The 26824-nt window shown below is 68.6% G+C and carries 19 protein-coding genes; 11 read left to right on the top strand and 8 right to left on the bottom strand.

Going from position 1 to position 26824, the window contains the following annotated elements:
- Nucleotides 1-84: 84 nt before the first annotated feature.
- On the bottom strand, nt 85-6084 hold the full coding sequence (locus GGQ63_RS01015; RefSeq protein ID WP_183851736.1) for a calcium-binding protein: 6000 nt from the start codon (nt 6082-6084) through the stop codon (nt 85-87).
- Nucleotides 6085-6476: 392 nt separating this feature from the next.
- On the opposite strand from GGQ63_RS01015, the gene GGQ63_RS01010 reads away from it, so the two are divergent.
- Together GGQ63_RS01010 and GGQ63_RS01005 are read left to right on the top strand one after the other, a co-directional pair.
- Nucleotides 6477-8291 (top strand): type I secretion system permease/ATPase, encoded by a 1815-nt coding sequence (locus GGQ63_RS01010; RefSeq protein ID WP_343061050.1) that lies wholly within the window; start codon nt 6477-6479, stop codon nt 8289-8291.
- A gap of 3 nt (nt 8292-8294) precedes the next feature.
- Nucleotides 8295-9605, top strand: a complete 1311-nt coding sequence (locus GGQ63_RS01005) for an HlyD family type I secretion periplasmic adaptor subunit (protein ID WP_183851735.1) — start codon at nt 8295-8297, stop codon at nt 9603-9605.
- Nucleotides 9606-9665: 60 nt separating this feature from the next.
- On the opposite strand, the gene GGQ63_RS01000 is transcribed toward GGQ63_RS01005, so the two are convergent.
- The 5 genes from GGQ63_RS01000 to GGQ63_RS00980 all read right to left on the bottom strand — a co-directional run bounded on the left by GGQ63_RS01000 (nt 9666) and on the right by GGQ63_RS00980 (nt 15762).
- Nucleotides 9666-12173 (bottom strand): autotransporter family protein, encoded by a 2508-nt coding sequence (locus tag GGQ63_RS01000; protein WP_183851734.1) that lies wholly within the window; start codon nt 12171-12173, stop codon nt 9666-9668.
- A 446-nt stretch (nt 12174-12619) separates the two neighbouring features.
- On the bottom strand, nt 12620-13906 hold the full coding sequence (locus tag GGQ63_RS00995; RefSeq protein ID WP_183851733.1) for an O-acetylhomoserine aminocarboxypropyltransferase: 1287 nt from the start codon (nt 13904-13906) through the stop codon (nt 12620-12622).
- Between the two features lie 166 nt (nt 13907-14072).
- Nucleotides 14073-14501: a CoA-binding protein gene (locus tag GGQ63_RS00990; protein WP_183851732.1), complete on the bottom strand. Its 429-nt coding sequence runs from the start codon at nt 14499-14501 to the stop codon at nt 14073-14075.
- 8 nt (nt 14502-14509) lie between these two features.
- Nucleotides 14510-15304, bottom strand: coding sequence for a hypothetical protein (locus GGQ63_RS00985; protein WP_183851731.1), 795 nt, complete (start codon nt 15302-15304; stop codon nt 14510-14512).
- The gene (locus GGQ63_RS00980; RefSeq protein WP_183851730.1) at nt 15301-15762 is read right to left on the bottom strand and encodes a VOC family protein; all 462 of its coding nucleotides are present in this window, start codon (nt 15760-15762) and stop codon (nt 15301-15303) included. The genes GGQ63_RS00985 and GGQ63_RS00980 overlap by 4 nt, the downstream gene beginning before the upstream one ends.
- Before the next feature lie 246 nt (nt 15763-16008).
- Here GGQ63_RS00980 and rplM point away from each other — a divergent pair, with 246 nt between their 5' ends.
- Together rplM and rpsI are read left to right on the top strand one after the other, a co-directional pair.
- Complete coding sequence (gene rplM / locus GGQ63_RS00975) at nt 16009-16473, top strand: 50S ribosomal protein L13 (protein WP_183851729.1); 465 nt, start codon at nt 16009-16011, stop codon at nt 16471-16473.
- A 4-nt stretch (nt 16474-16477) separates the two neighbouring features.
- Nucleotides 16478-16942, top strand: coding sequence for a 30S ribosomal protein S9 (gene rpsI, locus GGQ63_RS00970; protein WP_183851728.1), 465 nt, complete (start codon nt 16478-16480; stop codon nt 16940-16942).
- A 148-nt stretch (nt 16943-17090) separates the two neighbouring features.
- Here rpsI and GGQ63_RS00965 read toward each other — a convergent pair whose 3' ends face one another.
- On the bottom strand, nt 17091-18983 hold the full coding sequence (locus tag GGQ63_RS00965; RefSeq protein WP_183851727.1) for an acyltransferase family protein: 1893 nt from the start codon (nt 18981-18983) through the stop codon (nt 17091-17093).
- Nucleotides 18984-19337: 354 nt separating this feature from the next.
- Here GGQ63_RS00965 and GGQ63_RS22385 point away from each other — a divergent pair, with 354 nt between their 5' ends.
- Nucleotides 19338-19610: an SGNH hydrolase domain-containing protein gene (locus GGQ63_RS22385; protein WP_425502045.1), complete on the top strand. Its 273-nt coding sequence runs from the start codon at nt 19338-19340 to the stop codon at nt 19608-19610.
- A 187-nt stretch (nt 19611-19797) separates the two neighbouring features.
- On the opposite strand, the gene glmU is transcribed toward GGQ63_RS22385, so the two are convergent.
- Nucleotides 19798-21153 carry a bifunctional UDP-N-acetylglucosamine diphosphorylase/glucosamine-1-phosphate N-acetyltransferase GlmU gene (gene glmU / locus GGQ63_RS00960; RefSeq protein ID WP_183852578.1) on the bottom strand — a complete coding sequence of 452 codons (1356 nt, stop codon included), beginning with the start codon at nt 21151-21153 and terminating at the stop codon, nt 19798-19800.
- Between the two features lie 466 nt (nt 21154-21619).
- Between glmU and pstS the strand changes: the two genes are divergently transcribed.
- From pstS to GGQ63_RS00930, 6 genes are all read left to right on the top strand, one after another.
- Nucleotides 21620-22678, top strand: a complete 1059-nt coding sequence (pstS, locus tag GGQ63_RS00955; protein ID WP_425502033.1) for a phosphate ABC transporter substrate-binding protein PstS — start codon at nt 21620-21622, stop codon at nt 22676-22678.
- 104 nt (nt 22679-22782) lie between these two features.
- On the top strand, nt 22783-23760 hold the full coding sequence (gene pstC / locus GGQ63_RS00950; protein WP_183851726.1) for a phosphate ABC transporter permease subunit PstC: 978 nt from the start codon (nt 22783-22785) through the stop codon (nt 23758-23760).
- A gap of 4 nt (nt 23761-23764) precedes the next feature.
- Complete coding sequence (gene pstA / locus GGQ63_RS00945; RefSeq protein ID WP_183851725.1) at nt 23765-24601, top strand: phosphate ABC transporter permease PstA; 837 nt, start codon at nt 23765-23767, stop codon at nt 24599-24601.
- Nucleotides 24598-25401, top strand: a complete 804-nt coding sequence (gene pstB / locus GGQ63_RS00940; RefSeq protein WP_183851724.1) for a phosphate ABC transporter ATP-binding protein PstB — start codon at nt 24598-24600, stop codon at nt 25399-25401. The genes pstA and pstB overlap by 4 nt, the downstream gene beginning before the upstream one ends.
- An 11-nt stretch (nt 25402-25412) precedes the next feature.
- On the top strand, nt 25413-26102 hold the full coding sequence (gene phoU / locus GGQ63_RS00935; RefSeq protein ID WP_183851723.1) for a phosphate signaling complex protein PhoU: 690 nt from the start codon (nt 25413-25415) through the stop codon (nt 26100-26102).
- 39 nt (nt 26103-26141) lie between these two features.
- Nucleotides 26142-26816, top strand: coding sequence for a winged helix-turn-helix domain-containing protein (locus GGQ63_RS00930; RefSeq protein ID WP_183851722.1), 675 nt, complete (start codon nt 26142-26144; stop codon nt 26814-26816).
- The last annotated feature ends 8 nt before the right edge of the window (nt 26817-26824 follow it).

The raw sequence follows: 26824 nt of genomic DNA, 5'->3' as shown, positions 1-26824 counted from the left end.
CCGGCACCTGTAAAAATGAAACAGGCGCCGGGACCTTCTGGTGAAAACGAAAGCCGTTCTTTCTTCAATGGGCTTTCGAATAGCTCAGGCGAAGCGGAAGTCGTCGGCGGCGAGGGCGGCGAGCTTGACGTTGGCGAGCGTCAGGCTGGTCGCCTCGTCGATGGTGATCACCACGTCGCGGCCGACCTGATCCGCCGCGCCGAGAACGGCGGCGAAATCGGCGAAGAGATCGTCCGCGAAGGCGATCACGTCGGCGCTCGACCCAGAGAGCGAGAAATCCGTCACCCGGTCATGGCCGAAGCCCGCCGCGAAGACGAACACGTCGTGGCCCGAACCGCCCGACAGCACGTCGTCGTCCGCCCCGCCCGCGATCGTATCGTCGCCCGAACCACCGGCGATCGTGTCGCGGCCGGCGTCGCCGAAGAGGAGATCGTCGCCCGAGCCGCCGTCGATCGCGTCGTCGCCCGCGCCGCCCCGGGCGGTGTCACCGCCCGAACCGCCGCGCACCGTGTCCGTGCCCGCGCCGCCCTCGACGACGTCGTCGCCGGAGCCGCCGTCCACCGTGTCGTCGCCCGTGCCGCCGGTGACGGCGTCGTTGCCGGCACCGCCCTTCACCACATCGTCACCCGCCCCGCCGTCGAGCGTCTCGTCGCCATTGCCACCGGTGATCTCGTCGTCGCCGGCGCCGGGACCCGGCTCGTAGGAGAGCAGCACCCCGCCCTCGCCGTCGGAGACGAGCTTGAACAGCATGCTGCTGAAATCCTGGTCGGGATCGAGCTGCAGCGTCACCACGGTGGTGCCGCCGGAGACCGTCAGCAGATTGCCGGCGCCGAGGAGGGCCGAGGTCGCGCCACCGATGCCCTCGAGACCGATCACATCCTCGAGCCCGAAGCCGGCGATCGTGCCGGCGAAGCCGCCGTCGGAGAGCAGCGCCGCGTCGAGCCGCAGCGTCTGCGCGCCCTCGGCGAAGACGACGCGGACCGCGGCGTCCTCGTCGGTGAGCGTCCAGTCGCCGCCCGCGAGCGCAACGGCTTCGAGACCGTCGAAGCCGCCGAACGCGCCGGTGCCGGTGCCTTCGAGGCGCACCGTGTCGCTTCCGGCGCCGCCCGCGATGGAGACCGGAATGCCGCCCTCCGTCGACAGCACGATCAGATCGTCGCCCTCGCCGCCATCGACGGTGTCGCCGGCACCGGCCTGGATCGTGTCGGCACCCGCGCCGCCACTGAGGACATCGTCGCCGGCCCCGCCATTCAGGATGTCGTCACCGGCACCGCCATTGATCGTGTCGTTGCCTTCGCCGCCGTCGATCTCGTCCTTGCCGAGCCCGCCGGAGATCACGTCGTCGCCGGCTTCGCCGTAGAGCACGTCGTCGCCGCCGAAGATCGTGTCATACATCGAGATCGTGTCGTTGCCTTCGCCGCCATAGACCGTGAAGGCGCCCGCCGAGGTCGACGAGATCACGTCGTCGCCCGCGCCGAGCAGGATGTCGCCCTCGACCGTCGCCCCGACATAAAGGTTCACCTGGTCGTTGCCGTTGCCCATGTCGATCGCCGAGCCGCCGACCGCGACGATCGAGCCGGAATTGTTCAGCGTGTCGCGGCCACCGCCCATCGACACGCCGCCGATGATCCGGCCCTTGCTGTTGTTGCCGAGGAAGTCCTCATAGTCGCCGACCAGATTGATCGCCTCGTTGCCGCGCAGGTCGAAGCGGGCGAGGTCCGAGTCGAGAACGCCTTCCGGACCGTTGCCGGCACCCTCGATCAGACCGTCATTGACGATCGTCGTGGCCCCGAGGGCGGCGTCATTGCTCGAATTGTCGACCTGGATCGCCCGGCCATAGCCATAGATCGTCCCCGCCTCGCCGTTGACGATGTCGCCACCGCCCACCGCGATCGCCTCGGAGACGTTCGGCTCGCCCTTGTGGTAGCCTTCCGCTCCGAGACCCTTAATCGTCCCGTAGTTCAGCACCTGGACGAGGCCGTCGACATCGATCGCATCGCCGTCGGAATCTGCCGTCTCCGCCGAACGTCCCTCCATCGTGCCGTAATTGGTGACGTAGACCCGCTGCTCTTCCGAGCCGTCATTGTCGATGTTCACCGCCGAGCCGTTGAGGCCGACCATCGTCGCGCCGGCCTCGTTGAGTACCTTCACGCCGCGCTCGCCGGTGACCGCGTGATGCGCGCCCTCGATGTAGCCGCCGCTGCGGTTGTTGAAGGTCACCCCGGTGTTGGTCTTGTAGTCGAAGCCTTCCTCGCCGCCCTCGATCCGGCCGGCATTGTTCACCGCGGTGAAATTGCCATAGACGGTCGCTTCCTCACCCATGCCGCGGATCACGCCGGTCGCCAGGTTGTTGAGAACGAGCGACGCACCGTTGAAGTCCTTGGCGGTGACCACGCGGCCTTCGGCGAGCGCCTCGATGGTGCCGGCATTGTCGATCACCACATTGGCGAGCTCGTCGCCGTAATCGACCGACAGCACGCCGGCGCTGCCGAGATCCGCGCCCGAGATCACGCCGCCCTCGCGGTTCGAGACCGTGACGGTGCCCTCGTCCTCCTGCGCATAGACCGTGACCGCCTGACCATAGCTGGTGACGGCGATCGTGCCGGCATTGTCGAGAACGACGCCCGTGCCCGTCGGGCGCAGGGTGACGTTCTTGGTGAGCGTGCCGCCGGCCTCGATCGTCAGCGTGTCGTCGTTGTTCAGCGTCAGAGCGGAGCGGACCGTCGCTCCGTCCTCGATGACGATGTCGGCATAGACGCCGCCATTGCCGGCGACCGTCCAGCTGCCGCCCGCCACGACCAGCTTTTCGACATTCGTCGCGGCGATCAGCGCGCCGAGACCCTCGCCGACAAGACGGACCGTGTCATCGCCCTCGCCGCCGTCGATCGCGGCCGCCGCGCTCTCACCCGCCGTGAGCTCGATCAGATCGTCGCCCGCGCCGCCATCGACGGTGTCGCCGGCACCGGCCTGGATCGTGTCGGCACCCGCGCCGCCCTTCAGCGTGTCGGCACCGGCGCCGCCATTGAGCGTATCGTCGCCGTCGCCGCCGTCGATCAGATCGGAACCGGCCTCGCCGGAGAGGAAGTCGTCGCCGTCCTCACCGAAGAGCTGGTCGTCACCATCGCTCGCATGGATCATGTCGGCGCCGGCGCCGCCATGGATCACGTCCACGCCGAAGCTCGTCGTGACCTGATCGTCGCCTTCGCCCGCCTCCACGGTGAAGCCCTGGCTCTGATACATGTCGGCGGTGAGCCGGTCATCGCCGGCACCGAGCAGGATCGTCCCGGCGACGTCGGTGCCGATATAGAGGTTCACGACGTCGTTGCCGTCGCCCATATCGACGGTGCCGGTGATCTTGCCGGAATTGCCGAGCTTGTCGTCGCCGTCGCCCGTCGAGACCGCGCCGTCGAACACGCCGGTGCTGGTGGTGATGATCTCGTCATTGCCGGCGCCGGTCAGCACCGCACCGGTGATGGTGCCGCGATTGATGAGCAGGTCGTCGCCCTCGCCGAGATCGACGGCCGAGCCGGCGATCGCCGTCATCGTGCCGTCATTGCTCAGCGTATCGTCGCCGCCATCGGTGGAGACGCCGCCGATGATCGCGCCGGTGGCGCCGTTGGTGATCGTGTCCGCCCGGGTGCCGACGATGTTGATCGCCTCGGCACCGTCGATCACGGCCTGCATGATCGCGGCGTGCTCGGCGGAGACCCCGCTCGGGCCGTTGCCGCCGCCTTCGATCGTGCCGTCATTGGTGATGGTCGTCGAAGCGATCGCCGCGCCGTTCGAGGAATCGTCGACCTGAATGGCGCGGCCATAGCCGTAGATCGTCGCGCCTTCATGGTTGACGATCGTGCCGCCGCCGATCGCCAGGCCTTCGGAGATGTTGGCGTCCATGGCGTCATAGCCGTTGTGGTAGCCATTCGCGCCGAGACCCTCGATCGTGCCGTAATTCTCGATCTCCGCGAGGCCGTCGATGTCGATCGCATCGCCGTCGGAGTCTTCGTAGCCGGCCGAGCGGCCTTCCATCACACCGCGATTGGTGACGAAGACCGTATTCGCGACCGTCTTGTCATTGTCGATATTCACAGCCGAGCCGTTGCGCCCGACCAGGGTGCCATCTTCCTCATTGATGATGGTCGTGCCGTACTTGCCGGTGACGGCATGACGGGAGCCCTCGATCCAGCCGCCGGCAAAGTTGTGCACGGTGCCGCCCGACTTCTTCTTGAAGTCGATCGCGTCGCCGCCGCCGATCACCTCGCCGTCCCCGGTGACCCAGTCGGCGTCCGAGCGGATCGTGCCGTGGTTCTCGATGACGTTGCCCTGACCGCCGCGGATCACGTCCTGATGCGACGCGGTGGCGATCACGCCGCCGGCCTCGTTGACGATGCGGGCGCCGCTGCCGGTCGCCTGTTCGAAGTCGATCGCGATCGCGCCCTGCGTGCTGCCATACATGCTGCCATAGTTGACGATGGCGGCAACGTCCTGCTCCAGCTTGCCGGTCACGGCGAGCAGGTAGTCGATCTCACCGGTCTTCTGGTTGACGACCGAGAACGTGCCGGGAGTGCTGCCGCCGACATAGCTCAGGCCGTTGATGACGCCGGCATTGTCGACCGTGCCGCCGGTGGTCTGGACGTGGCGACCCGTGCCGTCATTGCCGACCGCGCCGCCCTCCTCGACGACCAGCGTCTGGCCGCCCGTCAGCGTGATGATGTCGGTGACGGTCGCGCCGTCCTGCACCGCGATGTCGGTATAGCCCGTGGTATCGCCCACCGCCCATTCGCCGCCGGCGACCTGCAGGGTCTCGACATTCGCCACGGTGCTGGTCGCGAGCGAGCCGGTCCCGCTGCCGAGCAGCTCGAGGGTGTCGTCGCCCTCGCCGCCGTCGATCGCCGCAGGCGAGTCCTCGCCCGCCGCGACTTCGATCAGATCGTTGCCTTCGTCGCCATCGACCGTATCGCCCGCACCCGCATAGAGCGTGTCGTCGCCATCGCCACCCGACAGCACGTCGGCATCGGCACCGCCATCGAGGATGTCATCGCCCGCACCGCCCAGCAGCACGTCTTCGCCGGCATCACCGAAGAGCTGATCGTCGCCTTCGCCGGCGTCGATATGGTCGGCCCCGTCACCGCCCGACAGCACGTCGTCGCCGGAGCCGGCGAGGATGCGATCGTCGTTCGCGCCGCCTTCGACCACGATGTCACCGATGCTCGCCGCACCGTCGAGCAGATCGTCGCCGGCGCCGAGCAGGATCGTGCCGACCACCGAGGAGCCTTCTTCGAGCGTCACGAGATCGTCGCCATCGCCCATGTCGACGGCCGAGCCGCCGGTCGCCTCGATCGAGCCGGAATTGACGAGTTCGTCGTCGCCGCCGCCCATCGACACGCCGCCGACGATCGCGCCGGTGTTGGTGAGGCTGTCGTCGTCGTCGCCGAAGACGTTGGCCGCCTCGTTGCCGGGACCGCCCTCGACGAAGGGCACGGTCGAGAACGGCGCGTTGGGCGAAGCGCTGTCGGTGCTGTCGTCGAAGGCCGTGTCCTGGGTGATCCAGTTCGCCGGATTGTTTATCAACGGCAGATAGTTGCGCATCTCCACCGCACCGATGCGGCTCGTGTTGTACTGCGCGATGTCGGCATCGGCGTCCTTCGTGGCGAGCGCGATCGCGTGCGTGCCGAGCACGAGGCCGGTGCCGTCGAGCGTGCCGCCGGCATTGGCGAAGGTATCGTTGGTGATCGCGGCGAGGAAGGTCGGCGAGGTAGCCTCGCCCACATAGGCGTAGACCGATTCGTTCTGGTCCTCGAGGCCGCGCGCGGTCTCATTCGTGAAGGCGACGGTGCCGAGGCTGCCCGAGAGGGTCTCGCCACTCGCCAGGCCGTCGATGGTGATCACCGTTCCGGCCGCGACGTCCGCCGTCGCGGTCCAGGTCCAGACGCTCTCCGATGTCGCGAAACCCGTCCCGTCCCAGACATTGTCCGTGAAGGTGATCACGGTCCCGACCGCAATGGCGTCGATGGCGACGAATGCGAGATTGTCGATGCCGTCGGCGTTGAAGGCGACGAAAGCGATGGAACCGGAACCGAGGGACATGGGAGGCGCTCCTGACATAGGGGATCGGCGCGCGGCGCAGGGCCACGGCAGCTGAGAATCGACGGGGGGAAAGAGGCCGGCGAGCGCGGTCCGCCCACTCCGACCCCGACGCATTGAACTGGCCCTTAACTCGGGGAAAAAGATAACGTGACGATTTCAGGGATGTGAAAAGGCGGCTGAACATGCACAATTCGCCGGATTTTTTTCATTCCGATATATTACATCAATCACTCTGAATTATTCGGAACGGGCGAAGCGTCGGCCTCTTAAATGTTTCGCCGGGTTAATCTTTCCGAGCGACCTTACGTTGAGGTGACTTAAATGTGAGCATGGACCCGTCATAAGAATGACGTCGATGCGGTCTAGCGAAATTGGCCGCCCGGACGGTGCGGATGGACCGCGCGACGGCGATCCGGATGCGCCCGAAGATCCTCATGAACCGGCCTGCTTCCCTCACCTCCCGCCCGGTCGCTGCACCGCGCAGCGACCTGCCGCAGGAAGCGCTACGCTCCTGCCGCTCCGCCTTCCTCGCGGTCGCCCTGTTCTCGGCCGCCGTCAACGTGCTGATGCTGGCCGGCTCGATCTACATGCTGCAGGTCTACGATCGGGTCCTGCCGTCGCGCAGCGTTCCGACGCTCGTCGCGCTCTCTCTGGCGATCGTCGCACTCTATCTCCTGCTCGGCCTGTTCGACGGCCTCAGACAGCGGATCATGGTCCGGATCGGCGTCGCGCTCGACCAGGCGCTCGCCGCTCCCGTTCTGAAGGCGGTCTTGCGGGCGCCCTTGCGGGGCCGCTCCGCCGAAGGGTTGCAGCTCTCGCGCGATCTCGACACGGTGCGCGGCTTTCTCTCCGGTCTCGGACCGACGACGCTGTTCGATCTGCCATGGATGCCGCTCTACGTTGCGGCATGCTTCCTCCTCCATCCGCTGCTCGGCTGGACGCTCGTCGGCGGCGCCCTGATCCTGACCGGCCTGACGGTCGCGACCGAGCTCGCGACGCGCGGCCCGACGCGTGACGCGGCACGCGGCGCTTCCAGCCGTGCCGCTCTCCTCGAGACGGGCCGGCGCAACGCCGAAGTGGTCGCCGCGCTCGGAATGGAGGACCGTGTGGTGCGCCGCTTCGGCGAGGCGAATGCCGGCTATGCCGCCGCCAATCTGCGCGCCTCCGACGTGGCGAGCAGCCTCGGCACCGCCTCGAAGACGGTGCGCTTCATTCTCCAGTCCGCACTGCTCGGTGTCGGTGCCTGGCTCGTCATCCAGAACGAGGCCTCGCACGGCGTGATGATCGCAGCCTCGATCATCAGCAGCCGCGCCCTCGCCCCGGTCGAGCTCGCGATCGCCAGCTGGCGGCCCTTTCTCGCCGCCCGTCAGGCCTGGCAGCGGCTCGGGCAGGGTCTGCCCCCTGTCGATATCGACCGGCCGGTGGCACCCGACGCGGCGCAGCGCCGGCTCACCGTCGAGCATCTCGTCGTTGTGCCGCCGGGGGCACCGGCCCCGGTGCTCCAGGGCATCTCGTTCGCGCTCGCGGGCGGCGACGGACTCGCGATCATCGGGCCGTCGGCGTCGGGCAAGTCGACGCTCGCCCGGGCACTCGTCGGCGTCTGGCCGGCGGCGAAGGGCGAAGTGAGGCTCGACGGCGCCACGCTCGAACAATGGCCGGCCGAGACCCGTGGCGCGATGATCGGTTACCTGCCGCAGGACATCCAGCTGTTCGACGGCACGGTGGCCGAGAATATCGCCCGCTTCGAGCCGCGGGCGAGCGAGCAGGCCGTGATCGCCGCGGCCCGCGCGGCGGGGGCCTATGACATGATCCTCGGCCTTCCGAACGGCTTCGGCACACCGGTCGGCGAGGCTGGAGGGGCGCTCTCGGGCGGGCAGCGCCAACGCGTCGCCCTCGCCCGCGCGCTCTACAAGGACCCCTTCCTCGTCGTGCTCGACGAGCCCAACTCCAATCTCGACGCCGAGGGGGACGCCGCTCTGACGGAGGCGGTGCGCGGCATCCGCGCCCGCGGCGGCATCGTGATCGTCGTGGCGCACAGGCCATCGGCGCTGACCGGGGTCGATCTCGTGCTCGCGCTCGCCGGGGGGCAGGTGCAGTCCTTCGGCCCGAAGGACGATGTGCTGCGCAAGGCCCTCGCCGGTGCGCCGAAGCCGGCTGCGCAGCCCGCGGCGGCGCCGCGCCTCGCCACCGTCGACGGAAAGGCCTGAACCATGGACATCGCCAAGCCGCTCGATCCGCGACGCGACATCCGGATCACCGCAAGGCTCGGGCTCGGCGCCCTCGCCGTCTTCATCGGCACGGCCGGGGTCTGGGCTACGACGGCGCCGCTCTCCGGCGCCGTGATCGCGCCGGGCCAGGTGGTGGTCGAGAGTAATGTCCGGCGCATCCAGCACCCGACCGGCGGCGTCGTGGCGGAGATCTTCGTCGACGACGGCGACCGGGTGAAGGCGGGGCAGCGTCTGGTACGCTTCGACGAGACGACGGCGCGCGCCAATCTCGGCGTGATCGATGTCCAGGTGCAGCAATTGGAGGCACGAAAGGCCCGGCTGGAAACGGAACGCGACGGCCGGGACAAGGTGACTCTGCCGGAGAAACTCGCCGCGCGATCCGGGGAGCCCGAGATCGTTTCGGCGATCCGCGGCGAACTGAACCTCTTCGCCTCACGCCGCAGGGCGCTCGACGGCCAGATCGCGCAGCTGCGCGAACGGATCGCGCAGACGGGAGAGGAAATCGCCGGTCTCGCCGCTCAGATCGAGTCGAAGAAGGAACAGCTGCGCCTGATCCGCCAGGAGCTCTCCGGGGTGTTCACGCTCTACGAGAGTGGCCTCGCTCCGCTCTCGCGCCTTGCCGCCCTGCAGCGGGAGGCCGCGAGCCTTTCGGGCGAACAGGGCCAGCTCGTCGCACAGACGGCGCGGGCACGCGGCTCGATCGCCGAGATCGAGCTGCAGATCATCCAGCTCGACCAGAACCGGTCCCAGGAAGTCGCGACGGAACTGCGCGACGTCGAGGCCAAGATCGCCGATCTCGCCGAGCGCCGGATCGCCGCGATCGACCAGCTTCAGCGCACCGAAATCCGCGCGCCGCAGGACGGCATCGTCCACCAGAAAGCGGTCCATACCATCGGCGGCGTGGTCGGGCCGGGCGAACAGATGATGCTGCTCATTCCCGAGCAGGACGGCCTCGTCGTCGATGCGCGCATCGATCCGCAGATGATCGACCGGATCGGTCCCGGGCAGCACGTGCTGCTGCGCTTCCCCGCCTTCGACGCGGCGACCACACCGGATCTCGCGGGGGAATTGCTGCGCATCTCCCCCGACCTCACCCGGGACCAGCAGACCGGCGCGAGCTTCTACGTCGCCCGGGTCGCCCTCGCGCCGGGGGAAGGCCGGAAGCTCGAGGGCAAGACGCTGGTGCCGGGCATGCCGGTCGAGACCTATATCCAGACCGGCGAGCGCACCGCCCTCGCCTATCTCCTGAAGCCGCTCGAGGATCAGCTCGCCCGCGCTTTCCGCTACGACTGACGGGGGGGTCCGGGGCGGCACCGGCCGCCCGAGCCGAGGCTTTCCGCGAAGCGCGAGCGGTCAGAAGCCGATGCGTCCGCTCGCCTTGACCGTGTTGGTGATGGCGCCGTCGCCGAACTGGCCGGCATAATCGATGCTGAGCGTCACTCCGGGCGCGACATCGAGTGCAACGCCCGCGCCGACGGCGAGCGCGTCCCCGGCCATCGCCAGGCCTTCGATCTGGAAGCCAGTCCCGGTCTCGACGAAATGCATCGCCGTGTCGGGCACGAGATCGCCATAGGCATGCCGCCACGCGAGCGCGCCGTGCGGCGTGAGCCGTACGCCGCCGGCGAGCACCATTTCGTGGCTGGCACGAAGCCCGAGCGTCGAGGCGAGGCTGTCGAAATGCCCGCCGTCCGAAATGAGCGCGGCGGCGCCGCCGGTCTCCACGAAGCCACCCTGCTGGGCACGCGCATAGGAGAGGCCGGCGAAGGGCGTGAAGGTTGAGCCGCCGAGCCGCGCGTCATAGGCGATCTCGGCGAAGAGGCTCGCCGTGCCGCCGTCATAGGACGCACTATAGGTCTCGCCGAGCGCAGTGCGCCGGCTGTCGGTCGAGGACCAGCCATAGCTGGCACCGCCCGAGAGGGTGGCGCCGTGCCATTGGCGGGCCGCATAGAGGGCGAGGAGCACGGTGTCGGTGTCGGCTTCCGCACCACGGCTCGCCACCTCGACCGATCCGCTCGAATAGCCGAGGGCGAGGCCGATCATCGTCTCGCCCGAGACGAGATCGAGGCCACCGGACGCCCCGCCGACGGAATCGTCCATCGCGCCGGCATTGCCGTCGCCCTCGAAGCTGAACCAGCCGCCATGACCGGCGAGCCAGCCGGCGCGACGCATGCGGTCCGCCGCGAGGAGGCGATCGAAGACCGCCGTGTTCGCAGGCGCCGGACGGTCATAGGCGAGCGGCACGGCACCGCCGTCCGGAGCCCCGAAGGCCGCCTCGACGCGGCGACGGAGGGCGGCGTCGAAGAGGCGCGCCTCGGCGACCCGGGCTCCGAGGGCGGATGGAAAGAGGTCGCCGGAGAGCGCGTCGAGCGCCGCGGGGATCGCCGCCGTCGTCATGCCGACGAGACGCTCGGCGACGTCCCATGCGCCGGCCGCGTCGAGCGCGGCACCGACCGCGCGCTGGTTCCGAGTTCGGCCGAGATCGGCGAAGGCGGTGCCGTTGCGCACCAGCGTGAGCACGACGGCCTCGTCGAGATAGGAGAGTTCGGCGTCGAGCAGCGCGTAATCCTCGGAGACCTCGGCGAACCGGCCGCTCAGCCCGTCCACCTGCTGCGTGGTGAGGATGGTGTAGTCGGTCTGCGCCGCATAGAGCCCCGCCGCGGCGGTGATCGACAGGCGCGCGGTCGCGGGATCGAGAACGATCGTGTCGGCGGCGAGCCGGTCATTGGTGCCGTCTGCGGCGAGATCGATTTCGAGCGTGCCGGCGATCACGACGGCGCCGGACGCGTCGAGCGTGGCGCCCGCCGGCCCGTGCACCGCCAGCACACCGCTCGCTTCGACGGTGACGCTCGCGAGGTCCCCCGCCGCCTCGAGCCGGCCGGCGACGGTCGCCGCGCCGCCGAACCCCTCGGGGGCGACGAGGGTCGCCTCCGAGGCGACGGCCACCGTGCCGAAGGTCGAGACATCGCCGAGCGTCCATCGGCCGGCCGCGATGTCGAGCGCTTCGAAGCCGGTCGCCGCCTCGAGCGTGCCGGTGGCGGCGTCGCTGTCGAGCCGGTCGAGCGTCAAACGGTCGTCGCCCGCCCCGCCCGCCAGCCCGCCGGCGGTCTGCGAACCGGTATAGAGGACGAGCCGGTCGTCCCCCTCGCCGAGGTCGACGGCACCCGCGGTGCCCTCGACCGTGCCGCGGATGAAGACGGCGTCGTCACCGCCGCCGAGACCGATCGCCGTCCCGTTGCGTGCAGCGAGCGTCCCCTCGATCGTCACCTGCACGTCTGCCGCACCGCTCACCGCACCGGAGCCGGCGGTGACCGCATCGCCCGTCTCGATCCGATAGGTCCCGCGCAGCGTGATGTCGGCGCGCTCGCCGGCGGCGACGAGCGGTCCCTCGGCGACGATCAGCGGCGCGGCTCCGTCGACCTCGATGAGAATGGTCGCGTCGTCGCCGGCGAGAATGCCGCGCTCGACGGTGGCGGTGCCGCCGGAAAGACGGATGGCGAATGCGGTGTGATCGCCGATCTCGGCGATCGCACCGGCGGTGAAGCGGCGCTCGAAGCCGGCATCGAAGCGATCGTGGTCGCCGAGGCAGACACCCGTGTCGCCGGCCGTCAGGGCGCCGTCGTCATCGCGCGTCGCGATCACGTTCGCGTCGCCCGCATAGACGCCGTAGAGCCGGCCGTCCAGCGTGACGGACGGGGCGAACAGATAGCCGGGTTCGTTGTCACCGATCTCGGCGGCCGCGTCGCCGGTCGCCGCGGGCGGGGCGCAGCCGGCGGAGGCCGGAGGCGCGGCGAGAGCGGCAAAGAGGCCGAGGCCGCTCACTCCGAGCAAGATACGGTCACGAAACACGAGGTGCTCCATCATCGGCCGCTCTTTGGTAGAGGCGCAGGATGACGGTTGGGCCTCGGAAATATGACAGGAGCCTCACCAGCTCTCGCCACGTCCCGGGGTGGCAGAATCGACACGATCGCCGGCCGGCGCCGCAGCTCGCGGCGAGTGCCGCCGTCGAAGGTGAAGGCGGTCGTACGGCGCGCGCCGCGGCGGCGTCGACGATCGGCCCGCAGCGGCGCCGCCTGGTTCGGCGATCGCCGCCGGCGTCGTCGCCTGGTCGGCGAAAAGGAGGCAGGAATGACGGCTCGGGACGCCCTCTCGCCGTCGCTGGTGAGCGCCTTCATCGAGCACGCCATCGCCGGCCGCACCACGCCCGGACCGCGGCCCCGCCGTCGCCGTCGCGTGCGGGATCGGGAAGCGCCCGACCCCGCACTACGCCGCCCTTCGCCTCCCGCGGAGGAGGCAGCCGACGCTCCGGCTCAGAGGCCTTCCAGCGCCTGCTGCAGGTCGGCGATGATGTCTTCCTTGTCCTCGATGCCGACCGACAGGCGGACCGTGTCGCCGCCCGCGCCGGCCGCGGCACGCTGTGCCTCGGTGAGCTGGCGGTGGGTCGTCGAGGCCGGGTGGATGACGAGCGAGCGGGTGTCGCCGAGATTGGCGAGATGGGAGAACAGGCGCACCGAGGAGACGAGCTTCACCCCGGCGTCATAGCCGCCCTTGAGCCCGAAGGTGAGCACCGCACCCGCGCCCTTCGGCGCATAGCGCTGCATCAGGCCGTGATAGCGGTCGCCCGGCAGGCCGGCATAGCTGACCCAGGAAACCGCCGGATGATCGGCGAGGAATTCCGCCACCGCGCGGGCGTTGTCGCTGTGGCGCTGCATGCGCAGCGGCAGCGTCTCGATGCCGGTCAGGATCAGGAAGGCGTTCATCGGCGCGAGGGCGGGTCCGAGATCGCGCAGGCCGAGCACCCGGCAGGCGATCGCGAAGGCGAAATTGCCGAAGGTCTCGTGGAGCTTGATGCCGCCATATTCCGGCCTCGGCTCGGCGAGCATCGGATAGCGCCCCTCGCGCGACCAGTCGAACGTGCCGCCGTCGACGATGATGCCGCCGATCGAATTGCCGTGGCCGCCGAGGAATTTGGTGAGCGAATGGACGACGACATCGGCGCCGTGCTGGAACGGCTTGCAGAGATAGGGGCTGGCGAGGGTGTTGTCGACGATGAGCGGCACGCCGGCCCGCTTGGCGATCGCGGAGATCGCCGCGATATCGGTGACGATGCCGCCGGGATTGGCGATCGACTCGATGAAGATCGCCTTGGTCTTCGGCCCGATCGCCCGCTCGAAGGAGCCGATCTCGTCCGGATCGGCCCAGTCGACCTCCCAGCCGAAGCTCTTGAAGGCATTGCCGAACTGGTTGATCGAGCCGCCATAGAGCCGCTTCGAGGCGACGAAGCGGTCGCCCGGCTGCATCAGCGCGTGGAAGACGAGCAGCTGCGCGGCATGGCCCGACGCGACGGCGAGCGCCGCCGTGCCGCCCTCGAGCGTCGCCACCCGCTCCTCGAGCACCGCATTGGTCGGGTTCATGATGCGGGTGTAGATGTTGCCGAAGGCCTGCAGGCCGAACAGCGCCGCGGCGTGATCGACGTCGTCGAAGACGTAGGACGCGGTCTGATAGATCGGTGTGATGCGCGCCTTGGTCGTCGGATCGGGCTGCGCGCCGGCATGGATCGCGAGCGTCGCGAAACCGGGAATGCGGTCTTCGGCCATAGATATCCTCCCTTTGATCGTTTCCGAGACGGCCCGCCTTCCGGCAGACCGGGTTGTCGTCTTGCTGAAAGGCCCCTTGGGAAAGGCCCTCACCCTACCCTCTCCCGCACGCGGGAGAGGGTGACCCCCGCCCGCGACCGGGAGAGGGCCGGAAGGCGGGCCTTCCTTAACCGACGAGGCGTGGCCGCTCGATCGCCGGGCAGCGGTCCATCACCACCTGGATGCCCGCCGCCTCGAGCCGTTCCGCCGCCGCGTCGTTGCGGATGCCGAGCTGCAGCCAGACGGTCTTCGGGCGCCAGGGGAGCGCGAGGATCTCGTCCGCGAGGGCGGCAATCGCGTCGGAGTTGCGAAACACGTCGATCATGTCGACCGGCTCGGCGAGATCGGCGAGGCGGCCGACGACCGTCCGGCCGTGGATCGCCTGCCCGGCGAGGCCGGGATTGATCGGCGTGACGGCATAGCCGGAGCGGATGAGATAGGCCATCACGCCATGGACCGGGCGGGACGGATTGGCACTGGCGCCGATCACCGCGATCGAGCGGGTTTCCGTCAGGATGGCGCGCAGATAAGCCGCATCGTAATGGTCGTGGTCCATGATCACCTTCAGAGCTGCGGCACGACGAGCGCGGTAACGAGCCAGCGGCCCTGAATTTCGCCGAAGCAGACGCGCGGCTCGACGAGAGCGAGCGACTGGTCGTCCCGCGCAAAGCCCGGCTTGCCCGAGGGCAGCGCCACCTCATACCACTCGCTCGACCCGTCCGTGCCGTCGACCGAACCGCTCAGATAGGGCGCGATCGTGCCGGCAGGAAGTGTCACCGCCACCTCGGCGGCCGGGTCGGGCCGGTCGCGGAAGCCGGTCGCGGCCGGCAGGATCCACAGATCGTCGGGCGTGACACCCGCCGCATCGGCGATCGCGAGCCCGGCGTTGCGGTCGAACTGCGGCTCGGCGGGCGCGCAGATCGCCCCGCCCGCCCCCTTCGCCCGGCCGAGCGATCCGCTCTCGAGCGCATCGGCGAAGAAGGCGACCACCATGCCGTCGAGCTCGTCCTGGGCGAGTTCCATCGTGCCCGTGGTCGTCATCATCACGGCCTGGGCGAGGCGTTCGAGGCCGGGCCGTCCATCGGGATTGGGCAGCGCGGCGGCCGAATCCCCCTCGGGGAAGCCGGCCGAGGGCGCATAAAGGGCGAGCTCCGGCGCAGTGAACTCCCGAATGGTCGCGATGTCGCCGGTGCGGACGGCGTCGGTGAGTCGCTTGACGAGGGCGACAAGACCCTCGGCATCCGCACCCGCACGGTCATAGGTGACGGTGACGGGCGTATAGGGCATCTCGGCGGCGAGGGCCGGCGACCCGGCGACGAGGGGCATCGCGGCGGCGAGGAAGATGCGCAGTCCCCTCATGCTGCACCCTCCACCGGGGTCTCGGGCAGAACCACCCGGCCATCCGCGTCGAGCGGAAAGAAGGGATTGTGCGCGACCTCCCAGAGATGACCATCCGGATCGGAGAAATAGGCCGAATAGCCGCCCCACTCCGTCTTGCGGGGCCCGCGGACGAGCCGCGCGCCACAGGCGAGCGCATGGGCGATGACGGCGTCGACCCGCGCCACGCTCTCGACATTGTGGGCGAGCGCGAAGCCGGAAAAGCCGTCGCCGGCCGGCGACACATTGGCGTCGTCGGCGAGCGCGTTGCGGCCGAAGAGCGCGAGCACCGCGCCGGCGAGAGGGAAGAAGGCGACCTCCGGCGTGCTCGCGGACGCCGCACGCCAGCCGAGCGCCTCGTAGAAGGCGCGCGCCCGGGCGACATCCGCCACGCCCAGCGTGACGAGCGACAGGCGCGGCGCCAGACCGTTTTCGTTCATTGCGACCTCCGGTCGGATCGGGTCCCGAGCATAGTCGATCGGCGCTGCCGATAAAGCCCCCGAGGAGGCATGCGGTATTATGCTACCGTTTCCGATAACATATTGATCAATCGCTCTTTTCGGCCCGATCGGCGACCTTGTTCGGCTTGACATGACGGGAGGGCTCGGCTATCTCCGCCGACGAACGGGCCGGCTCGCCGGCCCGCTATGTGTCATGCCCTCGGGCGAGAGACGAAAGCCAAGCCGATGAAGACCTTCTCCGCCAAGCCCGCGGACGTCGAGAAGAAGTGGATTCTGATCGACGCCGACGGCCTTGTCGTCGGGCGTCTCGCCACCATCGTGGCGAACCGCCTGCGCGGCAAGCACAAGCCCGGTTACACCCCGCATGTCGACGATGGCGACAACGTCATCATCGTCAATGCCGACAAGGTGGTGCTGACCGGCCGCAAGCGCCAGAACAAGACCTATTACTGGCACACCGGCTATCCGGGCGGCATCAAGGAGCGCACCGCGCGCCAGATCCTCGACGGCCGTTTCCCGGAACGGGTCGTCGAGAAGGCGGTGGAGCGGATGATCCCCGAAGGCCCCCTCGGCCGCCGTCAGCTGAAGAATCTGCGCGTCTATTCCGGCGCGACCCACCCCCATGACGCTCAGCAGCCGGAGACGCTCGACGTCGCCGCGCTGAACCGGAAGAACGCGAGGAGCGAGTAATCCGATGGCCGACCTCCAGTCCCTCCAGGACCTCGTCCCGGCCGCCGAGAGCGCGCCGGTGCACGTCCAGAAGCTCGACGCCCAGGGCCGCGCCTATGCCACCGGCAAGCGCAAGGACGCCGTCGCGCGCGTCTGGCTGACCCGCGGCACCGGCAAGATCATCGTCAACGACAAGGATTTCACCGCCTATTTCGCGCGGCCGGTCCTGCAGATGCTGGTCCGCCAGCCGATCGTTCTGGTCGACCGCGCGACCCAGTACGACATCCGTGCGACGGTCGCCGGCGGCGGCCTGTCCGGCCAGGCCGGCGCGCTCCGCCACGGCCTGTCGAAGGCGCTCACCTATTTCGAGCCGGAACTGCGCGGCGCGCTGAAGAAGGGCGGCTTCCTGACCCGCGACAGCCGCGTCGTCGAGCGCAAGAAGTATGGTCGCCGCAAGGCCCGCCGCAGCTTCCAGTTCTCGAAGCGCTGACCGGCATTCCTCATTGCCGCTTCCGGACTGTCGGGGTCGCCTGTGGCGGCCCCTTTTCGTTGCCCGAAGGCACCGAGCCGTGAATTCGTGACGGTCGCCTGCCGCCCGTCATCCCGTGGCGGCAACGCGCTCTTTCAGCGCGAGGCCTCTATCGAGGAAGATCGTCGAGCTTGTGTTCGCTTTTGAGCATCCGGACGACCATTCGGGCGCCGCTCTCCGAAAAATGGCTCAGATCGAAGACGACGGGCTCATCCTGATCGGTGACGAGCCGGCACGAACCGCTCGGACAGTTCGTTTCGAGGAGGTCGACATAATGGACGCCGGCGGCCTCCGCGGCGTGCTTCATCGCTTCGTTGATCTTCCACCTGTAGGCGAACGCGAACTCCCGGCCGAACGCGTCGACATCGCCCGTGCCCGCCTCTCGAGCCGCGGCGAGGATGCGAGGAACGTCCCTCGAATAGGTCATCGTCGGGCCGATCAGAATAATCTTGTCCGCATACTTTCTGAGCAGCTCCGATGCAGACGGAATACTCGCCAAGTCAGCGTCCGACCAGTTCGCTGACAGGATGATGACGTTCACATGATGGCGAGGCAGAAATTCATCGAAGACATATCTCATCAGATCGGTACAACGCCGTTCGCCGACGAGCGGCAGGATCGGCGTACAGCCGGACGCGGTAGCCTGGATGACGTTGGCGGCCGGAAACTCCGCCGCGATCGCCCGGACGAGATGCGCCGCATGGGAATCTCCTATGACGAGGACATTCGGTTTCACGCTCGAGATGGAAAGGCACCGATCACGCTTGAAGAACGCGATCGAGTTTTGATCAATGTATAAGAAGCAGTCGAGATTGAAGTGCTTTCGTCTGTTATGTCCCATGAACGACATATACTTTAGTGTCTCGGCATCGAGTCTCACGCTCGTCGGGAATCCGTCGGTGGCATAGCCTGCGGTGCCGAGCGCGAGGAGGGCTGCGGCCACGAGGCCGAAAGCGGAAAACGCCGCTCTGCGGGTCGGCAGCAAGCCCCCGCCCCTGCGACGGGCGGGACGCTCGACGAACCGCCAGCTGAGATAGCCAAGAGCAAGGGAAAGCGCCGCGAGCGCCAGCATCAATGCGGGTCTCGGCTCCGTCAGCGAGCGGATACGTGCGAAGGCGAACAGCGGCTGGTGCCAGAGATAGGCGCTGTAGCTGATCAGCCCGACCCCGACGAGAGGCCTGAGCGACAGCACATGCCACGCGAGCGTGCCCCGCTGCGCAAACAGAATGATCGCGCAGGTTCCGAGCACGGGCAGCAAGGCATAACGCGAGGGAAAGGGAACGGTCTCGTCAAAGCAGAAGACAGCGACGATCAGCGCGGCGAGGCCGAGCAAAGAAAACAGGTTGTCACGCGCACCGCTCTGTCTGATGACGACGAAAGAGCACAGCGCACCGGCCATCAGTTCCCATGCTCGCGTCGGCAGCATGTAGAAATTCGCCTCGGGAAAGTCCCGGGAGGCATATTCACTCAGGCCCAGGCTGAGAGCAGCGGTCAACGCGATCAGCCAGATCGTCTTGCCGCGGCCGAAACGCCATAGCAAGAGCAGAGCGATCGGCGCGATGACATAATATTGCTCCTCGACGGCCAAGCTCCACATGTGCACCAAAGGCTTGAATTGAACCGCCGTATCGAAGTAACCGCTCTCACTCCAGAAGTGGAAATTGGCAACGAACAGGCACACCGAGACGACGCTGGCCGAGAACGACCAAAGGTCCATCGGCATCATCCATATCCATGCGAACGGCAGGCAGCACACCATCACCAGAAAAAGCGCCGGCAGGATGCGGCGCGCCCGCCGCTCGTAAAAATCCCGAAGGCTGAACGTGCCGGCTTCCAGATCCTTCACTATGATCGACGTGATCAGATAGCCGCTGATGACGAAGAACACGTCGACGCCGACGAAGCCTCCGGAGAAGGTCGAAAGGCCGGCGTGGAACAGGATCACGGGCACGACGGCGACGGCGCGGAGACCATCGATCTCCGGACGGTAGGCAATGCGCATTCTCGGCAGGACCCCGGCGTTCTCACGTGACACGTGCGTTCGGGAGAAGACGTCAGGGCGCCGGGCGCCGTCAAGGCAGCCGCTCGCTCACCGGCTCGGGATCGAACGGCACGCCCCGCCGCACGGTTCCGGCGGTTCGTCCATCATCCTCCGACGCGCTCCGCCTCGGCCTGTCGAGGGCGCCCACCCCCGACGGGCCGGAACCACGTCCCGCGGCGAGGAAGGGCGGCTTCCCGACGCACGACAGCCGCGGCGAGAGCACAGGAAATATGACCGTTGCACTGCAATTTATCAGAGAGCTGACCTTCCGATCTAAGCTCCCTCAAGACCGAAAAGTGCAGTTCTAAGTACGACATATCACTCTATATACAACGGTCGTTCGTTGCCGGCGAGCCCGATACCCACGCACGCACCAGGGCAGAATGGCTGGATCTGAATCGGAACCTCTACGGCGCCTTGTCAGGCCTGCACTCGGGTATAAAAGTGCTCGACTTGGCAGACTATTTCTGCGACGCTGTGGTCTGCTTTGCTATTTGTGACGGCCAAGCCTTGTATTTTGATGACGACCACATGTCGGTCTTCGGAGCAAGGCGCGTTGCGGGCGCTCTGGCCAGATTGCTGGAATGAGGTGGCGAGCGCCATTCCGTAGCCGCACGTGCCATGCCCGCCCGCGGGAGGATGCCTGGCGGCCGCCTCCACCGCGTGCGGCATTTCCGGCGATACGGTCGCGGCACGTCGCCCCCCGCGGTCAGGGCGTCGTCTCACGGGGCCGCTCAGCCTTCCGCGCGTCGCCCCTCGCGAGACGAAGGTCGCCTCACCCCCGCCCGGCCCTCTCCGCCCGCTTGCGGGCGCGGAAGCGGGCGGCCCAGCCGGGCTTGGCGACCTGACTGGCCCGGCCGAGCGCCAGCGCGTCGGCATCGACATTCTCGGTGATCACGCTGCCCGAGGCGACATAGCCGCCATCGCCGATCGCCACCGGGGCGACGAGGGCGGAATTCGAGCCGATGAAGGCGCCGGCGCCGATCGTCGTGCGGTGCTTGTCGAAGCCGTCGTAATTGCAGGTGATCGTGCCGGCGCCGATATTCGCCTGCGCGCCCACGAAGGCGTCGCCGATATAGGAGAGGTGGTTCACCTTGGCGCCGGCACCGATCTCGGCATTCTTCACCTCGACGAAATTGCCGGCGCGCGCGCCCGCGCCGAGCCGGGTTCCCGGACGCAGCCGGGCGAAGGGGCCGATCGAAGCGCCCGCTTCGACCGTCGCGCCTTCGAGATGGCAGAAGGCATGGATCACCGCGCCCTCCGCCACGCTGACACCCGGGCCGAAGACGACGTTCGGCTCGACGAGCACATCGCGATCGAGCCGCGTGTCATGGGCGAGGAACACCGTCTCGGGCGCCGGCATGGTGACGCCGGCGAGCATCGCCGCCTTTCGGGCCCGGGATTGCCAGATCGCCTCGACCGCGGCGAGCTCGACGCGGGTGTTGACGCCGAGCACCTCCTCCGCCGGGGCCTCGAGCGCGACGACGCGGCCGCCGCGGGCGCGCGCCAGCTCGACCGCGTCGGTGAGATAGAATTCGCCCTTCGCATTGTCGTTCGAGATCGCCCGAAGAAGATCGAGCAACCCCTTGCCGGAAAAGGCCATGAGGCCGGCGTTGCAGAAGCCGATCGCGCGTTCCGCGGGGGTCGCGTCGCGCTCCTCCCGGATCGCCACCAGCCGTCCGTCCTCTTCGATCAGCCGGCCATAGCCGGTCGGATCGGCGGGCCGGAAGCCGAGCACCACAACGGCCGCGCCCTCCGCAAGCGCTGCCCGCATGCGCGAGAGCGTCTCGGGCGTGACGAGCGGCGTGTCGCCATAGAGCACCAGAACATCGTCCGGCTCCGCGGCGAGCAGGGCGCCGGCGGCGAGCACCGCATGGGCGGTGCCGCGGCGCTCGACCTGCTCGGCGACGAGGGCGTCCGGCGCGTGCTTCGCGAGGAAGGCGGAGACGGCCGCCCCGCCCGCCCCGACGACGACGGCACGCCGGCCGATGCCGGCCGAAGCGGCGGCACCGAGCACATGGCCGAGCATCGGCAGGCCGGCGACCGGATGCAGCACCTTCGGGAGGGCCGAGCGCATGCGGGTGCCGTCGCCGGCGGCGAGGATGACGGCAAGGGCGGTTCGTTCGGTCATGGCGGCGGTCATGGCGGCATCCGGCGTTCGAAAGCGGCACAGAAGCGAAGCGGGCCGGCAGCGTCAAGGCATCGCCCGTGACGACCGGTCCGCGGCCCGGCTCGAAGGGCGGCCGACCGGCCCGAGCCACGGCCGCTCGGCCCCGGCGATCGACCGGCTCGGCCCCGCAGCGCGCAACGGCCAGAAGCAACCGGCTGCCCCGCCGACATGGGCGCAAAGATCGGCGAAGTCGCGCGCTTTACCGCGCTGACCCTCTTCTTATTCCCGACAAATTGAAGAATTCCGTGCGGCGAATTCCCACACGGCAAATCTTGGCGGCTTTCCGTCGTTTCCGACCACCGTCACGTCTCTGTCATGTCTTCGCAATCCAACTGTCACGCGGCGCTCCTAGACCGGCCCTGTCGGACCTGCCGACGGTGCGCACCAGCGGTCGAACCGAGCAGCAACAGACAGCAGCGAGGCAGAGATGAGCTTCTTCAACAGGGGCGGCCTGATGGCCGCACTCGCGGGCGCGCTCGCCCTTTCGGCGGGCTCGGTCGCCCATGCCGCCGACATTTCCGGCGCCGGCGCCACCTTCCCCTACCCGATCTATGCGAAATGGGCCGATGCCTACAAGAAAGAGACCGGCAACGGCCTGAACTACCAGTCGATCGGTTCGGGCGGCGGCATCAAGCAGATCAAGGCGAAGACCGTCACCTTCGGCGCGTCCGACATGCCGCTGAAGCCCGAAGAGTTGAAGGAAGCCGGGCTGACGCAGTTCCCGACCGTGATGGGCGGCGTCGTGCCGGTCGTCAATCTCGAAGGCATCGCGCCGGGTCAGATCACGCTCGACGGGCCGACGCTCGCCAAGATCTTCCTCGGCGAGATCACCAGCTGGGACGACGCCGCGATCAAGGCGCTCAATCCGGACGTGAAGCTGCCCTCCGACGCGATCGCGGTCGTCCACCGTTCGGACGGCTCGGGCACGACCTTCATCTATTCGAACTATCTCGCCCAGGTGAGCCCGGACTGGAAGGCGAAGGTCGGCACCAACACCTCGCTCGAATGGCCGACCGGCATCGGCGCCAAGGGCAATGAGGGCGTCGCCGCGAATGTCGCGCAGACCGCCGGCTCGATCGGCTATGTCGAATATGCCTATGCCAAGCAGAACAAGCTGACCTTCATCAAGCTGGTCAACGCCGAAGGCGAGGCGGTCGAGCCGACCGCCGAGGCGTTCCAGGCCGCCGCCGGCGGTGTCGACTGGACGAAGGCCGAGGACTTCTACGTGATCCTCACCAACGAGCCGGGCGCCAAGTCCTGGCCGATCGCCGGCGCGACCTTCATCCTCGTCTACAAGAAGCCCGACGATGCGGCGGCGACCGGCGAGGCGCTGAAGTTCTTCGACTGGGCCTACAAGAACGGCGACGCCATGGCGACCGACCTCGCCTACGTCCCCCTGCCGGACGACCTCGTCACCCTGATCGAGGCGAGCTGGGCGAAGAACGTCCTCGGCGCCGACGGCAAGCCCGTCCTCGCCGCGAAGTGACGGATCGGAGGCGGGGGCCGGACGGCCGCCGCGCCACCGGACGCACGAACGAAGGGGCGCCCGCCGCCCCTTCCCCTCCCCCTTCGATGCGCAGGACGCTCCGCATGTCGCTCGCCATGGCCCGTCCCGACGAGGCCGCCCGATCGGCCGCCGTGCGGCGGTTCGCGCTCGCCGACGGCCTCTTCCGCGGCCTCACCCGCGCCGCAGCGCTCCTCGTCCTCGTCATCCTCGGCGGCGTCGTCGTCTCGCTCGTCGAGGGCTCCTGGCAGGCGCTGTCGACCTTCGGCCTCGGCTTCCTCGCCACCGAAACGTGGAACCCGGTGACCGAAAAATTCGGCGCGCTGGCGCCGATCTACGGCACGCTCGTGACCGCGGCGATCGCCATGGTGATCGCCGTTCCGCTCGGCATCGGCATCGCGATCTTCCTCACCGAACTCTGCCCGCGGCCACTCCGCCGGCCGATCGGCATCGCGGTCGAACTGCTCGCCGGCATACCGAGCATCATCTACGGCATCTGGGGTCTCTTCGTCTTCGCGCCTTTCCTGCAGCGCCATATCCAGCCGGCGATCATCGCCGCGACCAAGGGCATCCCGGGATTGGGCCAGCTCTTCGCCGGACCGCCCTACGGCATCGGCATGCTGACCGCGGCGCTGATCCTCGCGATCATGGTGCTGCCCTTCATCGCCTCGATCACCCGCGACGTGTTCGAGACCGTGCCGGCCATGCTGAAGGAATCCGCTTTCGGCATCGGCTGCACGACCTGGGAGGTGATCTCCAAGGTGGTGCTGCCCTATACGCGGGTCGGCGTCGTCGGCGGCGTGATGCTCGGCCTCGGCCGGGCGCTCGGCGAGACGATGGCGGTCACCTTCGTGATCGGCAACGCCCACCGCATCGCGCCCTCGCTCTTCGCGCCGGGCACGACGATCTCCGCGACCATCGCCAACGAGTTCACCGAGGCGGTGGGCGACGTCTACACCTCGTCGCTGATCGCGCTCGGTCTCGTCCTCTTCGTCATCACCTTCATCGTGCTCGCGGCGGCCCGCTCCATGCTGCTGCGCCTCGAGCGCCGAGCCGGAGGCTGAACCCATGGCCTATGCCACGCGACGCCTTCGCAACCTCGTCATGATGACGCTCTGCGTTGTCTCGGCCGCAATCGGCCTCGGCTGGCTGCTGCTGATCCTCGGAGCGCTCCTCTATGAGGGCTTCTCCGGCCTGTCGGTCGCGGTGTTCACGCAGATGACGCCGCCGCCGGGCGAGGCGGGCGGCCTCCTCAACGCCATCCTCGGCAGCCTCCTGATGACGGGCATTGCGGTCGTCGTCGGAACGCCGATCGGCGTGCTCGCCGCCACCTACATGGCGGAATATGGCCGCCATGCCCGGCTCACCCAGGTCGTGCGCTTCATCAACGATATCCTGCTCTCGGCACCCTCGATCATCGTCGGCCTGTTCGTCTACGAGCTGCTCGTCCGCCGGATGGGGCACTTCTCGGCGATCGCGGGGGCCGTCGCCCTTGCCGTCATCGTCATCCCCGTCGTGCTGCGCACCACCGAGGACATGCTGCTCCTCGTGCCCAATGCGCTGCGCGAGGCGGGCACGGCGATCGGCGCGCCGCGCTGGATCGTCATCCGCTCGGTCGCCTACCGCGCGGCCCGGGCCGGCATGATCACCGGCGTGCTGCTCGCCGTCGCGCGGGTCTCGGGCGAGACCGCGCCGCTCCTCTTCACCGCGCTCAGCAACCAGTTCTGGAGCACCGATCTCAACGCGCCGATGGCGAGCCTGCCGGTGACGATCTTCCAGTTCGCGCTCAGCCCCTACGAGGACTGGCAGGCGCTCGCCTGGACCGGCGCGCTCATCATCACGGTCGCGGTGCTGACGCTCAGCATCCTCGCGCGCACGCTCGGCGGACGGAGAGAGGGACGATGAAACAGGACATGAGCCTCGCCATGGCGGCGGCCGCGACGAGGGATGCGCCGGCGAAGATCGTGGTGCGCGACCTCTCCTTCTTCTACGGCCAGCAGAAGGCGCTGAAGAACATCTCGCTCAGCCTGCCGGAGAAGAGTGTGACGGCCTTCATCGGGCCGTCGGGCTGCGGCAAGTCCACGCTCTTGCGCGTCTTCAACCGCATCTACGAACTCTACCCCAAGCAGCGCGCAGAGGGCGAGGTTCTGCTCGACGGCCGCAACATCCTCGACCGCAGCCAGGATCTCAATCTCCTGCGGGCGACGATCGGCATGGTGTTCCAGAAGCCGACGCCCTATCCGATGTCGATCTACGAGAACATCGCCTTCGGCATCCGGCTCTACGAGAAGCTGTCCCGCTCGGCGCTCGACGATCGGGTCGAGGAGGCGCTGCGGCGCGCCGCGCTGTGGGAGGAAGTGAAGGACAAGCTCGGCCAGAGCGGCCTCGGCCTTTCCGGCGGCCAGCAGCAGCGGCTCTGCATTGCCCGCACCGTCGCCGTCCGACCCAAGGTCATTCTGCTCGACGAGCCGGCCTCCGCGCTCGATCCGATCTCGACGGCGAAGATCGAGGAGCTGATCGACGAGTTGCGCGCCGACTACACGATCGCGATCGTCACCCACAACATGCAGCAGGCGGCCCGCATCTCCTCGCGCACCGCCTTCATGTATCTCGGCGAGCTCGTCGAATACGACGACACGCAGACGATCTTCACCTCACCGCGGCAGAAGCGGACCGAGGAATACATCACCGGCCGGTTCGGCTGATCGGAGGCGCGATGCGCGAACACACCGTCACGGCGTTCGACGCCGAGCTGGACATCATGCGGGCGACGGTCGTCGAGATGGGCCGCCTCGTCGAACAGGCGCTCGCAGAGGCGCTCGCCGCGCTGTCGAGCGGCGACAGGGCGGCGGCGGAGGCCGTCGTCGCGGCGGACGCGAAGATCGATGCGCTCGCGCTCGCCGTCGACGAGGAAGCGATCGCCGTCACGGTGCGCCGCCAGCCGGTCGCCGTGGACCTGCGGGAGATTTTCACCGCCTACCGGATCGCCATCGATCTCGAGCGGATCGGCGATCTCGGCAAGGGCATCGCGCGGCACGCGATCGCGCTTCCCGCTCCGGCGGCCGACCCCGCGTCGCAGCAGGGTCTCGCCCGGCTGGCGGAGCGCGCGACGGCCGCACTCGCCACAGCGATCGACGCCTACCGGCGCAACGACCCGATCGCCGCGGAAGGCGTGCGCAGCAATGACGACGCGACCGACCGGGCCTACACCGAGGCGTTCCGTGCTCTGATGGCGGCCGCCAGGCAGCCGGGCGCCGAGCCGGAGGCGATGGTGCACCTGCTGTCCTGCGCGAAGAATCTCGAGCGCATCGGCGACCACGCCACCAATATCGCCGAGGCGATCGTCTTCCGCGTCTCGGGCATCTTCCCCGCGCTCGACCGGCCTCGGGCGGTCGAGGTCCCCTGAACGCGGCGGGTCCGCGGCCGTGCGGCGGAAGGCGACCTCATGCCGAGAATCCTGATCGTCGAAGACGACGCGCAGGTCGGCCTCCTCCTGCGCTACACGCTCGAGGCGACCGGCTATGAAGTGGCGACCTGCGGCCGTGACGGGTTTCGTGCGGCGCTCGAGGACGGGCGGAGGCCGGATCTCGTGCTTCTCGACGACCTGCCGGCGGACCCTGCGCTGATGTCGGCCGGCGTGCCGCGGCCACCGGTTCTCCTGCTCGCCGAGCCGCGTCCCGGTCCGCCGCCGCTCGCCCGCGGCGGGGTCGACGCCACGCTCGAAAAGCCGGTCGGTTTCCCCGAACTGCTCGCCCGCATCCGTACACTGCTGCGCGGCGCGTCGGCCACCGCGCCGCTCGCCTTCGGCGACATCGTGCTCGATCCGGATGCGCTGCGGGTGAGCCGCGGCGGGCGCGCCGTGCATCTGGGACCGACCGAGTTCCGGTTGCTCAAGATGTTCCTCGAGGCGCCGGGCCGGGTGTTTTCGCGTGAGGAGATCCGCGCCCGGATCTGGGGTCGGGAGGCGGAGATCGACGAACGTACGGTCGACGTCCATATCGGCCGCCTGCGCAAGGCGCTCGCCCGCGGCCGCAGCCGCGATCCCGTGCGCACCGTGCGCGGCAGCGGCTATGCGCTCGACGATCCGAGCGCTGCGGAAGGCCGGCGCCGCCGCGCCTGACCGCGCGG

The organism is Prosthecomicrobium pneumaticum (genome assembly GCF_014199915.1).
In the GTDB taxonomy this organism is placed as follows: domain Bacteria; phylum Pseudomonadota; class Alphaproteobacteria; order Rhizobiales; family Kaistiaceae; genus Prosthecomicrobium; species Prosthecomicrobium pneumaticum.
The sequence above is the reverse complement of the archived record's forward strand: the minus strand, read 5'-3'. Positions and strand labels throughout refer to the sequence as shown.

What these genes read in the sequence shown, in the direction of transcription:
- GGQ63_RS00995 (WP_183851733.1), bottom strand. Translation starts at nt 13,906, where the DNA reads ATGGCCGAAGACCGCATTCCCGGTTTCGCGACGCTCGCGATCCATGCC.
- GGQ63_RS01000 (WP_183851734.1), bottom strand. Translation starts at nt 12,173, where the DNA reads ATGATGGAGCACCTCGTGTTTCGTGACCGTATCTTGCTCGGAGTGAGC.
- pstA (WP_183851725.1), top strand. Translation starts at nt 23,765, where the DNA reads ATGGCCTATGCCACGCGACGCCTTCGCAACCTCGTCATGATGACGCTC.
- rplM (WP_183851729.1), top strand. Translation starts at nt 16,009, where the DNA reads ATGAAGACCTTCTCCGCCAAGCCCGCGGACGTCGAGAAGAAGTGGATT.
- pstS (WP_425502033.1), top strand. Translation starts at nt 21,620, where the DNA reads ATGAGCTTCTTCAACAGGGGCGGCCTGATGGCCGCACTCGCGGGCGCG.
- GGQ63_RS00990 (WP_183851732.1), bottom strand. Translation starts at nt 14,501, where the DNA reads ATGGACCACGACCATTACGATGCGGCTTATCTGCGCGCCATCCTGACG.
- GGQ63_RS00980 (WP_183851730.1), bottom strand. Translation starts at nt 15,762, where the DNA reads ATGAACGAAAACGGTCTGGCGCCGCGCCTGTCGCTCGTCACGCTGGGC.
- pstB (WP_183851724.1), top strand. Translation starts at nt 24,598, where the DNA reads ATGAAACAGGACATGAGCCTCGCCATGGCGGCGGCCGCGACGAGGGAT.
- pstC (WP_183851726.1), top strand. Translation starts at nt 22,783, where the DNA reads ATGTCGCTCGCCATGGCCCGTCCCGACGAGGCCGCCCGATCGGCCGCC.
- GGQ63_RS01010 (WP_343061050.1), top strand. Translation starts at nt 6,477, where the DNA reads ATGGACCGCGCGACGGCGATCCGGATGCGCCCGAAGATCCTCATGAAC.
- phoU (WP_183851723.1), top strand. Translation starts at nt 25,413, where the DNA reads ATGCGCGAACACACCGTCACGGCGTTCGACGCCGAGCTGGACATCATG.
- rpsI (WP_183851728.1), top strand. Translation starts at nt 16,478, where the DNA reads ATGGCCGACCTCCAGTCCCTCCAGGACCTCGTCCCGGCCGCCGAGAGC.
- GGQ63_RS01015 (WP_183851736.1), bottom strand. Translation starts at nt 6,084, where the DNA reads ATGTCCCTCGGTTCCGGTTCCATCGCTTTCGTCGCCTTCAACGCCGAC.
- GGQ63_RS00985 (WP_183851731.1), bottom strand. Translation starts at nt 15,304, where the DNA reads ATGAGGGGACTGCGCATCTTCCTCGCCGCCGCGATGCCCCTCGTCGCC.
- GGQ63_RS00930 (WP_183851722.1), top strand. Translation starts at nt 26,142, where the DNA reads ATGCCGAGAATCCTGATCGTCGAAGACGACGCGCAGGTCGGCCTCCTC.
- glmU (WP_183852578.1), bottom strand. Translation starts at nt 21,153, where the DNA reads ATGACCGAACGAACCGCCCTTGCCGTCATCCTCGCCGCCGGCGACGGC.
- GGQ63_RS01005 (WP_183851735.1), top strand. Translation starts at nt 8,295, where the DNA reads ATGGACATCGCCAAGCCGCTCGATCCGCGACGCGACATCCGGATCACC.
- GGQ63_RS00965 (WP_183851727.1), bottom strand. Translation starts at nt 18,983, where the DNA reads ATGCGCATTGCCTACCGTCCGGAGATCGATGGTCTCCGCGCCGTCGCC.